Origin of the sequence: Calidifontimicrobium sp. SYSU G02091 (genome assembly GCF_022631395.1) — a bacterium.
In the GTDB taxonomy this organism is placed as follows: Bacteria; Pseudomonadota; Gammaproteobacteria; order Burkholderiales; family Burkholderiaceae_C; genus Calidifontimicrobium; species Calidifontimicrobium sediminis.
Window position 1 is genome coordinate 141,602 of record NZ_JALBGB010000006.1, and the last position, 13,667, is coordinate 155,268.

At 73.4% G+C, this 13,667-nt stretch carries 14 protein-coding genes; 6 read left to right on the forward strand and 8 right to left on the reverse strand.

Translation table 11 applies throughout. The features are described from left to right. Positions 1–3: 3 nt before the first annotated feature. The gene (locus tag MOJ79_RS06250; protein WP_241923358.1) at positions 4–915 is read left to right on the forward strand and encodes an ROK family protein; all 912 of its coding nucleotides are present in this window, start codon (positions 4–6) and stop codon (positions 913–915) included. A 3-nt stretch (positions 916–918) separates the two neighbouring features. On the opposite strand, the gene MOJ79_RS06255 is transcribed toward MOJ79_RS06250, so the two are convergent. The 8 genes from MOJ79_RS06255 to MOJ79_RS06290 all read right to left on the reverse strand — a co-directional run bounded on the left by MOJ79_RS06255 (position 919) and on the right by MOJ79_RS06290 (position 9,594). Further along, entirely contained in the window at positions 919–2,145 is a 1,227-nt protein-coding gene (locus tag MOJ79_RS06255; RefSeq protein WP_241923359.1) for a pectinacetylesterase family protein, read from the reverse strand. Between the two features lie 143 nt (positions 2,146–2,288). Continuing rightward, a complete protein-coding gene (locus tag MOJ79_RS06260) occupies positions 2,289–2,978 on the reverse strand; it encodes a dienelactone hydrolase family protein (RefSeq protein WP_241923360.1) in 690 nt (229 codons plus the stop codon). 105 nt (positions 2,979–3,083) lie between these two features. Then, on the reverse strand, positions 3,084–4,946 hold the full coding sequence (locus tag MOJ79_RS06265) for a C1 family peptidase (RefSeq protein WP_241923361.1): 1,863 nt from the start codon (positions 4,944–4,946) through the stop codon (positions 3,084–3,086). 192 nt (positions 4,947–5,138) lie between these two features. Then, positions 5,139–6,089, reverse strand: coding sequence for a PA2778 family cysteine peptidase (locus MOJ79_RS06270; protein ID WP_241923362.1), 951 nt, complete (start codon positions 6,087–6,089; stop codon positions 5,139–5,141). An 8-nt stretch (positions 6,090–6,097) separates the two neighbouring features. Continuing rightward, positions 6,098–6,502, reverse strand: a complete 405-nt coding sequence (locus MOJ79_RS06275; protein ID WP_241923363.1) for a PA2779 family protein — start codon at positions 6,500–6,502, stop codon at positions 6,098–6,100. A gap of 90 nt (positions 6,503–6,592) precedes the next feature. Beyond that, positions 6,593–8,257, reverse strand: coding sequence for an energy-dependent translational throttle protein EttA (gene ettA / locus MOJ79_RS06280; RefSeq protein ID WP_241923364.1), 1,665 nt, complete (start codon positions 8,255–8,257; stop codon positions 6,593–6,595). A 147-nt stretch (positions 8,258–8,404) separates the two neighbouring features. After that, a complete protein-coding gene (locus MOJ79_RS06285; RefSeq protein WP_241923365.1) occupies positions 8,405–8,761 on the reverse strand; it encodes a hypothetical protein in 357 nt (118 codons plus the stop codon). Positions 8,762–8,871: 110 nt separating this feature from the next. Continuing rightward, entirely contained in the window at positions 8,872–9,594 is a 723-nt protein-coding gene (locus tag MOJ79_RS06290) for a hypothetical protein (RefSeq protein WP_241923366.1), read from the reverse strand. Between the two features lie 167 nt (positions 9,595–9,761). Between MOJ79_RS06290 and MOJ79_RS06295 the strand changes: the two genes are divergently transcribed. From MOJ79_RS06295 to MOJ79_RS06315, 5 genes are all read left to right on the forward strand, one after another. Continuing rightward, positions 9,762–10,175: a DUF1924 domain-containing protein gene (locus MOJ79_RS06295; protein ID WP_241923367.1), complete on the forward strand. Its 414-nt coding sequence runs from the start codon at positions 9,762–9,764 to the stop codon at positions 10,173–10,175. 29 nt (positions 10,176–10,204) lie between these two features. Continuing rightward, positions 10,205–10,702 carry a diheme cytochrome c gene (locus MOJ79_RS06300; RefSeq protein ID WP_241923368.1) on the forward strand — a complete coding sequence of 166 codons (498 nt, stop codon included), beginning with the start codon at positions 10,205–10,207 and terminating at the stop codon, positions 10,700–10,702. Then, positions 10,674–11,429 (forward strand): cytochrome b/b6 domain-containing protein, encoded by a 756-nt coding sequence (locus MOJ79_RS06305; RefSeq protein WP_241923369.1) that lies wholly within the window; start codon positions 10,674–10,676, stop codon positions 11,427–11,429. The genes MOJ79_RS06300 and MOJ79_RS06305 overlap by 29 nt, the downstream gene beginning before the upstream one ends. 66 nt (positions 11,430–11,495) lie before the next feature. Next, a complete protein-coding gene (locus tag MOJ79_RS06310) occupies positions 11,496–12,164 on the forward strand; it encodes a winged helix-turn-helix domain-containing protein (RefSeq protein WP_241923370.1) in 669 nt (222 codons plus the stop codon). Beyond that, positions 12,161–13,525 (forward strand): ATP-binding protein, encoded by a 1,365-nt coding sequence (locus MOJ79_RS06315; protein WP_241923371.1) that lies wholly within the window; start codon positions 12,161–12,163, stop codon positions 13,523–13,525. The genes MOJ79_RS06310 and MOJ79_RS06315 overlap by 4 nt, the downstream gene beginning before the upstream one ends. The last annotated feature ends 142 nt before the right edge of the window (positions 13,526–13,667 follow it).

The window sequence follows — 13,667 nt, forward strand, 5'->3', positions numbered from 1 at the left end:
GGCATGACGGCGGCGCCGCTGCGCCTGGGTGTCGACCTCGGCGGCACGAAGATCGAGGCCGCCGTGCTCGACGACGCCGGCGCCGTGCGCTGGCGCGAGCGCATGGCCACCCCGGCGGGCCGCTACGACGAGACGCTGGCCGCCGTCGCGGCGCTCGTCGGCGCGGCGCGGCGCGCCGTCGGCGGCGAGTTCACCGTAGGCGTCGGCCACCCCGGCACGCTGACGCCCGCCGGCCTCGTCAAGAACGCCAACTCGACGTGCCTGAACGGCCGGCCGCTGCAGCGCGACCTCGAGGCGCGGCTGCGCCAGCCGGTGCGGCTGGCCAACGACGCCAACTGCCTCGCGCTGTCGGAGGCCACCGACGGCGCGGGCGCCGGTGCCGACGTCGTGTTCGCGGTGATCCTCGGCACCGGCGTCGGGGCCGGCATCGCGGTGCACGGCCGCGTGCTGCGCGGACCCAACGGGCTGGCCGGCGAGTGGGGCCACAACCCGCTGCCGTGGGCCACGCCCGACGAGACGCCGCCGGCGTGCTACTGCGGCCAGCGCGGCTGCATCGAGACCTGGCTGAGCGGCCCCGCGCTGGCCGCCGACCACGCGCGCCACGGCGGCGAGGCGTTCGATGCGGCGCAGATCGCACAGCGCGCCGCGGCGGGCGACACCGCATGCGCCGCGGCGCTGGAACGCCATGCGAACCGCCTCGCGCGGGCGCTGGCGTCCGTCATCAACCTGCTCGACCCCGACGTGATCGTGCTCGGCGGCGGGCTGTCGCGGCTGGACCCGCTGTACCGGCGCGTGCCGGCGCTGTGGTCGCGCTGGGTCTTCAGCGCCGGCGCCGACGAGCCGGTGCGCACCCGGCTCGCGCCGGCCGCGCACGGCGATGCGTCGGGGGTGCGCGGTGCGGCGTGGCTGTGGTGAGCCTCAGGGTGTCGGGCAGGGGTAGGTCGCGAGACAGCCGGGGCAGGCTTCGTTGGTCCAGCGCCCGCCGTGGCCGCCCGTGCCCCCACGGTTGGCCAGCATCTGGCGCAGCCACTCGTTGAACGGCGTTCCGGTCGATGCCTCGGTGTAGAAGAGCGGGCTGCGCATCAGCGTGTGGTAGGTGCCACCGGCCAGGTAGTAGCGGAAATTCTTCACCTCGTCGTCGTACTCGACGAGCTTGGTGATCATCTGCTGGTTCCAGTCGATCGCCGGGTTCGGGCACGCGCCGCCCGGCGGGTAGTACTGCTTCATAACACCGTAGAAGAGGATCTGGACCTCGTCGAACGTCGTCGTGAACTGCGCCACCTTCGCGCGCGGGTGAGACTGCGCGGCGGCGCGCAGCAGGTCGGCGCTCGGCAGCGCCGCAGGGTTCGGACCGAAGGCGCCGGGCGCGAATTGCAGGTTCCACGAACTGCGGCCGAACTGGTCCCAGTCCGGTGTCGTCACGCCCTGGCTGGCGTCGGCGACGACGTACAGGTGCGCCTGCGGGTAGGCGCGCGCGAGATACGGGAAGTTCAGGCTGGCACCATAACCCCCGGCGCTCGAGCCGGTGACCAGCAGGTTCTTCGGCCGGTCGAGGTTCTTCTTCATCCAGTCGAGCACGACCATGAAGTTGTCGAAGCCGCGGTGCTCGATCGTCAGGGGCACTCCGGCCGGCAACCCAAGCGCCGAATTGCCGACACTGGTATAGGTCTTCGTCGCCGACCCGGCGTGCAGGTCGCCGGTGCAGTACGGGATGTAGACCATGTTCCAGTCGCGCACCGGGTTGTCGGCACGGTCGGTGCGGAAGATGCCGTCGAACGTCGCCGGATCGGTGCCCGGCGCGACCTGCGGCACAAAGAACTGCGGCACGTTAGCGGGCAGGCCGGCGATCGGGTGCGAGCAGGTCAGGTTGTCCCAGCAGGCACCGCCGCCTTCGAAGAACACGACGGTGTTCTTTGCCGTGCCCTTGCGCGCCCAGAACGAGAACGTCTTGTTGGTACCCGGGTAGTTCGAGCAGGTCGCGCTGTACGTCTTGCCGCCGATCGTGACGGGCGCCGGGTTCTCGATCTTCTGCCAGCCCAGGTCGGGCGGCGCGGGCTTCTTCGCGTGGGCCACGCCGGCGGCCAGGCCGAGCGCGATCAGCAGCGGCGCGCCCAGGCGCGCGATTCGGTACAGGGATGCAGTCATCGGTCCTCCGGCACGTGTTACGTCACGCAATGGCCGACCCACGCTAGCGGCGCCGACCGCGGCGTGCATCGGGACGTACCAGAACAACGCGGCGGCACCCCCCATTCGCAGGGGGTGCCGCCGCACCAAGGGGTGGGACGCGTTCAGCCCAGGTGCCGACCGAAGAACCGCATCGTGCGGTCCCACGCCACCTGCGCCCACGCGGCGTCGTACTGCGTCACCGCGATGCGCCGCGGCCCCTGCGCGGTCTCGTTGGCGAACGCGTGGTGCGCGAGGTACCGGTGGCCGGTGTAGGCGACGCCGGCGGCCTTGAGCTTGGCTTCGAGCGCCTCGACGCCGTCCATCGCGAACGCGGCGTCCTGCGTCGCCCAGTGCGCCATCATCGGCGCCTTGATCTTGCTCGCGTCGACGAAGTCGAGCGGCGGGTAGCCGTACCACACGACACCAGCGTCGGCCTCGGGCGCCATCGTCAGCGCCAGGATCGTCAGCGCGCCGCCCATGCAGTAGCCGGTGACGCCGACCTTGGCGCAGCCGCGGCCCTTCAGGTGCTGCACGGCGCCGCGCACGTCCTGCGACGCGGCGTCGCCGAAGTTGAGGTTCGTCATCAGGTGGTGCGCCTCCTCGGCCTCGACGGTGGAGCGGCCGCGGTACAGGTCGGGCACCAGCGCCGTGTAGCCGGCCAGCGCGAGGCGGTCGGCGACACCGCGGATCTGGTCGTTGAGTCCCCACCACTCCTGGATCACGACGACGCCGGGGCCGGGCGATGCCGGCTCGGCGAGGTAGCCCCGGACGGTCTTGCCGTCGGGTCGTGCGAATTCGATCGTGCTGCCCATGCGCGTTGCTCCTCGAACGATGTGTCCTCGCCGCCGCGTGGCGGCGCCGGCGCGCAGTAGACCGCGCGGCCCGCGCGCGGTCAATCGGGGCACGCCGAGAGCGCGTCAGGCGCCGTGGATGAAGCGGATCACCTGCCTGAGCGTCGTCTCGTCGTCGTCGAAGCCGCCGTGCGTGCTGGCCTTGCTGCGCGCACCGGGCGCGAGGTGCAGCGTCGTGTTGGGCAGCCCGTCGAGCGCGGCGCGCGCGTCGGCCTCGAGGCCGAGGATGGCCTGGCGGCTGCCGCCTTCGAACGACTCGGCCACCAGGTGCAGCAGCGAGCGGCGGTACGGCCCGCAGGTGGGGTCGTCCTCTTCGGCTTGTGCCGTCAGCGAGAACTGCTGGTAGCGCGCGACCGTGCCCTTCTTCAGCAGCGGCGCGACGTGGGCCGTGAACGTGTCGCAGCGCACCGCCGGCGCCATGAAGCTCACCGACTCGAAGCGCATCCCCTCGGCCGCGAGGCGGCTGAGCATCAGGCTGCCAACGATGCTGCCGGCCGAGTGGCCGACGAAGTGCATGCGTACGTTCTTGTTCTGCACGTGGTGCTTGAAGTGGCGGTACAGCAGCACGGCGCCAGCCTGCTCGTCGTCGGCCACGTGGGGCCGGAACAGGCTGATCGCGTCGGCGTTTTGCTTCATCTCGCCCCACAGCGCGGTGCCCGGCCGCGCCAGCGCGCGCTCGAGGCGGCGGTTCCACCAGCGCTCGAACGCGGCGCCGGCGGCCGTCGTGCGCGGCACGCCCTTGACGGTGTCGGCCACGAGGCCGGCGAGCGTGCTCCAGAAGTCGGTCTCCCACATCAGGAAGATCGGGAAGACGCGCGCCTCGTACAGCGCCGGGATCCAGCGCGCCGCCGTCTTCGCCGCGTCCTTCTCGCCGACCAGCCCGCCGTGCGCGTAGACGCACACGTCGACGACGTCGTCGGCCGGCGCCCACTCGGCGCGCGCGCGCTCGAGCTGCACGTCGGCGATCGCGCGCACGTCGTCGGGCGTGGTGCGGAACACGCCGCTGTTGGACAGCGCGCCGTTGTTGCCCATGTTGAGGATGAACGGCGCGAGCTCTCGGTGGCGCAGCACGTCGCTGGCCGCGAGCACGACTTTGCCGGTGCGCTTGTCGCGGCGCAGCGTGTCGCTGCGCGCGAGGTCGCGGTGGTCCTGCGTGACGACGCCGAGCTGCGCGACCCAGCAGTCCATCGCGTTGGCCAGCCAGTCGCCGTAGGTCAGCAGCGCGTAGCCGTGCGAGCCCCAGTCGGGGCCCCACGAGTTCTGGATCAGGAAGCCGCGCTCGTTGTAGCCGAGGATCGCGAACGCGTGGCCGGCGTGCTCGGCTTCGCCGCCGCGCACCGGGATCTCCCACACCTCGTCGAACGACACCGGCGGCCGGCGCATCGGCCGGCGCCGCATGCCCTCGTCCCAGCCCGCGTGGCAGCCGCTGCTGACGTAGAGGACGCCAACCTCGTGGAGCGCGGCGTGCATGTCGGTGAGCTGCGTCGGCGCAATGCGGTAGTACGCGCCGAGCGGGCGGCGCACGGCGTCGTACCACCAGTCGTCGTCGATGCGCGCCGCGGCCGGCGGCATCTGCAGTCCGGGGAACAGCGCCTCGCGGCAGGCGCCGTGCTTGAACCAGCCCTTGAGCGCACCGCGCAAGCTCGAGCCCTCGTCGGCCACCGAGCCCGGGAACTCGTCGTAGCGGCGCGCCATCGAGTACAGCATGAACGGCGAGATCGCCGGCTGCGCCTCGCGCCCGGCGCGGCGCAGCAGGTGCTCGACGACGAGCGCGAGCGCGAAGCCGGTGCACGCGTTGGTCTCGCCCTGGTGTTTGACCGGCAGCGGCTCGGCCGGGAACAGCGTCGGCGGCGGCGCCGACGAGATCGCCGGGACGAACCAGCGGTCGCGAAAGTCGATCGCGTCGGGGCGCGCGGCGCGCTTCCACACCGCAGGCGAGCGTGGCGTCGCGGTCGACGCCACAGGGGACTTGCCGCCGGAGCGGACCGATGGGCGGGGGTTGCGACGCGTGGGCATGGGCGCTCCTTGGGCCGTGATGCGCGCCATCGTCGTCGTGCGGCACGCGGCGGGTCAATCCCCTGCTCGCCACGGCCGCCGCGCGGCGACGCCCACGCGCCTGTGCTAGCGCTCGGCCTCGCGCAGCGTCGCGAGCGCGGCGTCGCGCCAGTGCGCGTCGGCACCGGGGCGTTCGGCCGCGGCAACGGCACGCCGCGCCGCGTCGCGCGCGGCGGCGCGGTCGCCGCGCTGCAGCTGGACCTGCGCCAGGTTGTTCCACGCTGCGGCGCTGTCGTGGCGCGCCGCAGCCTGCGCGAGCACCTGTGCAGCGGCGTCGAGGTCGCCCTGCGCGACGAGCGCGTTGCCGAGCCCGATCGCGGCCGGCAGGTTGTCGGGCCAGCGCTGCCGCACCGCGCGCCACGCCTGAGCCGCCTGCGCCGGCGCCGCGACGCGCTCGAAGCCAATGGCCGCCTGCACCGCGTCGGCCTCGCGCGCGGTGGCGGGCAGCCGGTCGGGCGGCAGCGCGACGAAGGCCCAGCGCCCGCCGCGCGCCCAGGTCTGCTCGAACGTGAACCACGACAGCCGCTGCCGCGGCTCGTCGCCGCTGCGCAGCAGCACCTCGCGCGCCGGCGCGTCGTAGCCGATCGCCACCGCGTAGTGCCAGCGCGGCGAGATCGACAGGCCCAGGTTCTGCAGCACGACGACCGCGTGGCCCGCGGCCAGTTCGGCGAACAGCGCGCGCAGCTCACCCGACAGCACGACGGCCAGCAGCCCCTGGCGGCGCGCGGCGGCGAGCATCTCGACTTGCAGCGAGCCTTCGCGCGCCGGCAGGAACACCTGGTCGGCCAGCACATCGGCCGACACGTCGACGCCCACCGCGCCGGCGGCCATCGCGAGCGACGCCGGCCCGCAGTGGAACCGCGCCTGCGCGACGAACGGCACCGCGGTGAGCTCGACACGCGGCGGCAGGTCCGCCGGCCACGGCGCGCCGGACTGCAGCGGGTCGAGCGACGCGCAGCCCGCGGCGAGCCCCGGCAGCGTCGCGGCCAGCGCGAGCGCCCGGCGACGGCGCAGCACCGGCAGCGTCAGCGCACCGAGCGCGTGAACGGGAAGACTTTCGTGAAGCCGAGGATGTCGGTGATCAGCAGCAGCACGAAGATGAAGACGATGACGCCGAGCACGTCGCCGCCGGCGGGCGCCTGGTCGATGTGCTGTGCGACCTGCAGCGCCTCGGCGTCGGTCAGCGCCGCGACGCGCTCGCGCGCGGCTTCGGGCGACACGCCGCGCTCGCGCAGCGCCTGCGCGACCTCGGCGCGGTCGAGCTGCGCATACAGCGCGGCGTGACCGGGCGACGTCGCGCCAGCGCTGGTCGTCTGCGCGGCAGCCACCTGCTCGGCCGAGATCAAACCCTGCGGCGCGGCGTGCACGAGACCGGCGTGCATCAGCGCGACGGCGGCGATGGTGGCGATCAGGCGGCGCAGGACGGGCATGACGGGTCTCCGTGGCGGGTTGACGATGCACCGAATCGTAACGGCGATCGCGCCGCGGCGGTCACAGGGTGTAACCGCCGCGGGCGCTCCTTACTTCAGCGCGCGGAAACGCAGCCGGTGCGGCCGCGCGCCTTCCTCGCCGAGGCGCTTGACCTTGTCGGCCTCGTACTCCTGGTAGTTGCCGTCGAAGAACACCCACTGACTGTCGCCCTCGCACGCGAGGATGTGGGTCGCGATGCGGTCGAGGAACCAGCGGTCGTGGCTGATCACGAGCACGCTGCCGGCGAACTCGAGCAGCGCGTCCTCGAGCGCGCGCAGCGTCTCGACGTCGAGGTCGTTGCTCGGTTCGTCGAGCAGCAGCACGTTGCCGCCGCGCGCCAACGTCTTGGCCAGGTGCAGCCGCCCGCGCTCGCCACCGGAGAGGTTCTTGACCAGCTTCTGCTGGTCGTTGCCCTTGAAGTTGAAGCGGCCGAGGTACGCGCGGCTGGGCATCACGAATTTGCCGACCGTGATGTTGTCCAACCCGCCCGAGACGTCCTCCCACACCGTCTTGTCGCCCTCGAGCGCCTCGCGGCTCTGGTCGACGAACGCCATCTTGACGGTCGGCCCGATCTTGATCGTGCCGCTGTCGGGCTGCTCGCGGCCCTGGATCATGCGAAACAGCGTCGACTTGCCGGCGCCGTTCGGGCCGATGATGCCGACGATCGCGCCGGCGGGCACCTTGAAGCTCAGGTTGTCGATCAGCAGCCGGTCGCCGAAGCTCTTGCTGACGTTGCTGAACTCGATCACCTCGGTGCCGAGGCGCTCGGCCACCGGGATGAAGATCTCGTTCGTCTCGTTGCGCTTCTGGTACTCGAAGTCGGAGAGCTCCTCGAAGCGCGCCAGCCGCGCCTTGCTCTTGGCCTGGCGGCCCTTGGGGTTCTTGCGCACCCACTCGAGCTCGCGCTTCATCGCCTTCGTGCGCGCGTCCTCGGTGCGCTGCTCGAGCTCGAGGCGCTTTTCCTTCTGCTCGAGCCAGGTGCTGTAGTTGCCGTGGTACGGGATGCCGCGGCCGCGGTCGAGCTCGAGGATCCACTCGGCGGCGTTGTCGAGGAAGTAGCGGTCGTGCGTGATCGCGACCACCGTGCCGGGGAAGCGCTTGAGGAACTGCTCGAGCCAGTCGACCGATTCGGCGTCGAGGTGGTTCGTCGGCTCGTCGAGCAGCAGCATGTCGGGCTTGGACAGCAGCAGCCGGCACAGCGCGACGCGGCGCTTCTCGCCGCCCGACAGCACGCCGATGCGCGCCTCCCACGGCGGCAGGCGCAGCGCGTCGGCGGCGATCTCGAGCTGGTGCTCGGTGTTCTCGCTGCCGGCCGCGGCGATCAGCGCCTCGAGCTCGGCCTGCTCGGCGGCGAGCTTGTCGAAGTCGGCGTCGGGCTCGGCGTAGGCGGCGTAGACCTCCTCGAGCCGCTGCTTGGCCGCGAGCACGCCGCCGATGCCCTCCTCGACGGCCTGGCGCACGGTCTGGTCGGGGTTCAGTTGCGGCTCCTGCGGCAGGTAGCCGATCTTGATACCCGGCATCGGGATCGCCTCGCCCTCGAACTCCTTGTCGACGCCGGCCATGATCCTCAGCAGCGTGCTCTTGCCCGCGCCGTTGAGGCCGAGCACGCCGATCTTGGCGCCGGGGAAGAACGACAGCGAGATGTCCTTCAAGATCTCCCGCTTCGGCGGGACGATCTTGGTGACGCGGTTCATCGTGTAGACGTATTGGGCCATCGGCTTGTCCTCGAAGGTCGGGGCGCACGGCGCACGCCCAGAAAAGCGAAACGGCAGGACGCGCCTGCCATGGGGGCTATTGTCGCGCGAGCGCGCGCACGGCGGCGCGCCGCCGGCACCGCGCGGCGTCAGCCCAGCACCGTGCGTTCAGCGCGCCGCTGCGGCGCGCGCGATCGCTGCGCGCGCGGCGACTTCGGCGCGCGCGGCGGCCACCAGCGGTGCGCGGCACAGCCCGGCGCGCTCGTAGTGCAGGTTCTCGTAGACCTCGGCCAGCACCGGCATCGCGTCCATCAGCGCACGCAGCGCGCGCTGCGACTCGTCGTCGGTCGGCACATCGGCCAGCACCTGCGCGAGCCGTTGCGCGACGGCACGGTACTGCTCTGGGGCCACGCGCTGCGGCTGCTGCTCGAGCCGCTGCAGCAGTCGGGCCAGCAGCGCGACCGAGCCCAGGCGCGCCGGGATGACGAGCATGGCGTTCGGGTCGTTCGTCGAGGGCGGGTTCATCGCGGGTCCAGCATGCCGGCAAAGGGCCGGTCACTGCGACGGAAAATGGGGCGCGCGGCAGCGCATTTCAAGGCCGCGCCCGCCGCGCGCACCGCCCGCCGGTGGCGGCTTCAGCCGAAGCGCAGGAACATGCGCCCGTACGGCCCCTTGAGCGCGGCCAGCGCGCGGTCGATGGCTGCGCGGTCGCCCGCCAGCACGGCCGCGCGCAGCGCCGCGACCGACTCGGCCACCGCCCGCTGTGCTGCCGCGAAGTCGGCGTCGGCCTGCAGCGTGGCGGGCGCCTGCGTGCGCAGGCGCGCCGCGAGGTACTCGAGCGTGCCCACGCGCGCCATCAGCTTCAGCGTGCCCTGCGGCTCGTCGAGCAGGCGCTGGCCCTCGGCGATCGCGTGCTCCATCTCGGCGTGGTAGGCGTTCATCGCGTCGCTGAACACGACGATGCCGTTGCGCTGCCGCAAGTCCGCCAGCAGGTCACGCACGCGCTCGAGCACCTCGTGCGCCCCGGTGAGGTCACCGGCGCGCGCGCGCCGCTGCGCCTCGTCGTAGATCGAAGCCACCTCGGCCAGGGTGGCCGCAAAGCGCGCATCGCGGTCGTACGGCGGTGGCGCGGCGGCCCCGAAGCGCTCGACGACGCTGCGCCACGCCGCGATCGCGTCGGCGATCGCGCGCTCCGACTCCGCCTGCGCCTTGGCATTGGTGCGCACCAGCGCCGCACGGTACGGCGCGTAAGCGGCCTGGATCGCGTCGGTCGCGGCGTCGGCGGCACGCGCCGGCACGCCGGCCAGCAGCAGCGGCACGACGAGACCCAGCACCCGAATCCACCGCAGCTCACGCATGGCACACGCTCCTTGTCGACACCGCGCCGGCCGCGCCCCCGAGGCGGCAACCGCGCGCCCCGAGATTATGCGCCGCCGGGTATCCGGCAGCGCCGCGCCGCGGCTTAAGAAAGCCCTAAGCGCGGCGGGGAAACATGCGTGCCATGCGATCCCGACCCACAGCTGCCATGAAACCACCCGTCATTCCCCTCGTCACTGCCCTCGCCACCGCGCTCGCGGGCGCGCTCGGCGTGCCGGGCACCGCATCGGCGGCCACCGCCGCCGAGCAGCTCGCCGCCTACCAGGCGGCAGCCGGCACCCCGGCCGTCGCCGAGCGCGGCCAGCGGCTGTTCACGGTCGCGCACGGCCGCGAGTGGAGTTGCGCGTCGTGCCACGGGGCCACGCCGACCACCGCCGGCAAGCACGCGTCGACCGGCAAGGCGATCCAGCCGCTGGCCCCCGCGGCCAACGCCGAGCGCTTCACCAACCCGGCGAAGGTCGAGAAGTGGTTCCGCCGCAACTGCAACGACGTGATGGGCCGCGAGTGCACCGCCGGCGAGAAGGCCGACGTGCTCGCGTGGCTGCTCACGCTCAAGCCCTGATCCCCCTCCACTGCGACCGGAGTGCCGCGATGACCCACACCCCCACCCCCAGGCGCCGCCTGGCCTGGCTCGGCGCCCTCGCTGCCGTCGCCTGGGCCGGCGCCGCCCGTGCCGACGACGACGGCCTCGCCGCCCGCGTGCCGCTGCTGCCGAAGTACCGGCAGGAGTGCGGCGCGTGCCACACCGCCTACCCGCCGGGCATGCTGCCCGCGGCGTCGTGGCAGCGCCTGATGTCCAACCTGCCGAACCACTTCGGCACCGACGCGTCGCTCGACGCACAGACGCTGGCCGAGATCGCCACCTGGCTCGACCAGCACGCCGGCACCTACCGCAAGACGCAGCGCGAGGCCGCCGCGCCACCCGAAGACCGCATCACCCGCAGCGCGTGGTTCCAGCGCGAGCACCGCGAGGTGCGACCGGCGACGTGGACTTCGCCTGCCGTCAAGAGCGCCTCGAACTGCGCGGCCTGCCACACCCGTGCCGACCAGGGAGACTACAGTGAACGCCACGTCCGCATCCCCCGCTGACGCGCCCGCGACGCCCGCCGCCACGAGAGGCCCGCGCATCCTCGTGTGGGACGTGCCGGTGCGCGTGTTCCACTGGCTGATGGTGCTGAGCTTCGCCGGCGCGTGGATCACCGCCGAGAGCGAGCGCTGGCGCCTGCTGCACGTCACGCTCGGCTACACGATGGCCGGCCTCGTGGCGTTCCGCCTCGTGTGGGGGCTGATCGGCACGAAGCACGCACGCTTTTCCGACTTCGTGCGCGGCCCGCGTGCCGTCGCGCGCTACCTCGGCGCGCTGCTGCGCGGCCGGCCCGAGCACCACGTCGGCCACAACCCGGCCGGCGCGCTGGCCATCGTCGCGATGCTGGCGCTGGCGTCGGTGCTGACCTTCTCCGGCTGGGCCACCTACAACGAAGTCTTCGGCGAGGCGCTCGAGGACCTGCACGAGGGCGCGGCCAACGCGATGATGGCCGTCGTGCTCGTGCACGTGGCCGGCGTCGCGATCGCGAGCTGGATGCACCGCGAGAACCTGGTCGGCGCGATGTTCACCGGCTACAAGCATGGCGACCCGCGCGAGGGCATCCGCCGCGCGTGGACCGGCGTCGGTGCGCTGATGCTGGCCGCGGCGCTGGGCTTCTGGGCGCTGCAGTGGCAGTCGGCCCCGGCCATCGGGGCGGACCGCCCGGCGCTGACCGGCGACGCGGGCCACGGCGCCAAGGCGGGGCGCGCCGACGAGGACGACGACGACTGACGTCGATGACCTGGGCGAGGGCGCGCCCCGACGGGGTCGCGCCCTCGCGGCACGCAGAATCGCGGCATGCGCATCTTGCTCGTCGAAGACGACCCGCTGCTCGGCGACGGGCTGCGCGCCGGCCTGCGCCAGCGCGGCTTCCAGGTCGACTGGGTGCGCGACGGTCTGGCCGCCGAGCGCGAATTGCGCGCCGAACCCTACGCCGCTGCCGTGCTCGACCTCGGCCTGCCGGGCCGCGACGGCCTGGCGGTGCTCGCCGCCGCGCGCCGTGCCGGCGTGACGCTGCCGGTGCTCGTGCTGACGGCACGCGACGCGGTACCCGACCGCGTGCGCGGCCTCGACGTCGGCGCCGACGACTACGTCGTCAAGCCGGTCGACCTCGACGAACTCGCCGCGCGGCTGCGCGCGCTGGTGCGCCGCGCGCACGGCCAGCCGCAGGAGCGGCTCGCGGCGCACGGTGTCGTCGTCGACCCGGCCGCACGCGCCGTGACGCTGCACGGCGAGCCGGTCGCACTGTCGACGCGCGAGTTCGACCTGCTGCACGCGCTGATGCTCAACGCCGGGCGCGTGATGACGCGCGAGCAGCTCGAGCAGCACCTGTACGCGTGGGGCCAGGAGGTCGAGAGCAACGCCGTCGAGGTGCACGTGCATCACCTGCGCCGCAAGCTCGGCGCCGCACTGATCCAGACCGTGCGCGGTGTCGGCTACCTGCTGCCGCGCGACGCCGCATCGTGAACCTGCGACGGCGCTCGCTGCAGGGCCGGCTGCTGGCCCTCGCGCTGGCCGTCGTCGCCGCCGTGTGGGCGGCCGCGGCCGTGACCGTCTACGTCGACGTCGGCCACGAGCTCGACGAGCTGCTCGACGCGCACCTCGCGCAGGCCGCCGCGCTGCTCGTCGTGCAGGCCGCCGGCGAGATCGAACACGACGACGGACGCACGCTCGACGCGCCGACGCTGCACCGCTACGCGCCGCGCGTGGCGTTCCAGGTGTTCCACGAAGGGCAGCTCGCGCTGCGCTCGGCCAACGCACCGACCTCGCCGCTGGTCGCGCCGGAGCGCGGTTTTCGCACCGGCTTCACGACGATTCGGCTCGGTGGCGAGCCGTGGCGCGTGTTCGCCGCGCACGGCACCGAGCGCGACGTGCAGGTCTACGTCGCCGAGCGCACGCGCTCGCGCGAAGCGATCCTGCGCGCCGTGCTGCGCGACACGCTGTGGCCGATGGCGCTCGCGCTGCCGCTGCTGGCGCTCGCGGCGTGGTGGGCGATCCGCCGCGGTCTGGCGCCGCTGCGCCGGCTGCGCAAGGCGCTCGTCGAGCGCACGCCGGCGTCGCTGCAGCCGCTGCGGGTGGACGGTGCACCGAGCGAGATCGCGCCGCTGGTCGACGCGCTGAACGCGCTGTTCGCGCGCATCGGCGAGCTGCTCGAGTCGGAACGGCGCTTCACCGCCGACGCGGCGCACGAGCTGCGCACGCCGATCGCCGCGATCCGCACGCAGGCGCAGGTCGCGCTCGGCGAGACCGACGACGCGGCACGCCGCCACGCGCTGCGCGCCACGCTCGAAGGCTGCGACCGCGCGACGCGGCTCGTCGAGCAGCTGCTGACGCTGTCGCGGCTGGAGGCCGGGAGCGCGCCGGCGCTGCAGCGCGTCGACCTCGCAGCCGTCGCGCGCGAGGTCGTCGCCGACCTCACGCCGAAGGCGCTGGCGCGCGAACAGGTGCTCGAGCTCGACGCCGCGCCCGCCTGCGAAGTGCGCGGCGACGCGACGCTGCTCGCGGTGCTGCTGCGCAACCTCGTCGACAACGCGCTGCGCTACAGCCCGCCCGGCGCACCGGTGCGCGTCGCGGTGCGCGCGCTCGGCGCAAGCGCCGTGGTCGACGTCGACGACGGCGGCCCCGGACTGCCGCCCGACGCGATCGCGCAGCTCGGCCAGCGCTTCTTCCGCGTGCCCGGCAGCGCCGCCAGCGGCAGCGGGCTGGGCTGGTCGATCGTGCGGCGCATCGCCGCCGTGCACGGCATCGAGGTCGACGTCGGGCGCAGTGCCGCGCTCGGCGGCCTGCACGTGCGGCTGGACGCGCCGCTCGCCGACACGGCGGCGTGAGCCGGCCCGCACCGCCGGCCGGCGGGCGCGCGCTCGTCGCCGCGGCACAGCGGCTACACTGTGGCCAACGGTCGCGACCCCAGTCGCCGCGACCCCGTCGCTCCGACGTTTCCCCCTGCCCTGCTGCCTTGCCGACTGGTGC

Bases quoted from the DNA above. Each gene is read 5' to 3' on its own strand.
- MOJ79_RS06295 (WP_241923367.1), top strand. From the start codon at position 9,762: ATGAAACCACCCGTCATTCCCCTCGTCACTGCCCTCGCCACCGCGCTC.
- MOJ79_RS06275 (WP_241923363.1), bottom strand. From the start codon at position 6,502: ATGCCCGTCCTGCGCCGCCTGATCGCCACCATCGCCGCCGTCGCGCTG.
- MOJ79_RS06310 (WP_241923370.1), top strand. From the start codon at position 11,496: ATGCGCATCTTGCTCGTCGAAGACGACCCGCTGCTCGGCGACGGGCTG.
- MOJ79_RS06255 (WP_241923359.1), bottom strand. From the start codon at position 2,145: ATGACTGCATCCCTGTACCGAATCGCGCGCCTGGGCGCGCCGCTGCTG.
- MOJ79_RS06260 (WP_241923360.1), bottom strand. From the start codon at position 2,978: ATGGGCAGCACGATCGAATTCGCACGACCCGACGGCAAGACCGTCCGG.
- MOJ79_RS06285 (WP_241923365.1), bottom strand. From the start codon at position 8,761: ATGAACCCGCCCTCGACGAACGACCCGAACGCCATGCTCGTCATCCCG.
- ettA (WP_241923364.1), bottom strand. From the start codon at position 8,257: ATGGCCCAATACGTCTACACGATGAACCGCGTCACCAAGATCGTCCCG.
- MOJ79_RS06290 (WP_241923366.1), bottom strand. From the start codon at position 9,594: ATGCGTGAGCTGCGGTGGATTCGGGTGCTGGGTCTCGTCGTGCCGCTG.
- MOJ79_RS06300 (WP_241923368.1), top strand. From the start codon at position 10,205: ATGACCCACACCCCCACCCCCAGGCGCCGCCTGGCCTGGCTCGGCGCC.
- MOJ79_RS06250 (WP_241923358.1), top strand. From the start codon at position 4: ATGACGGCGGCGCCGCTGCGCCTGGGTGTCGACCTCGGCGGCACGAAG.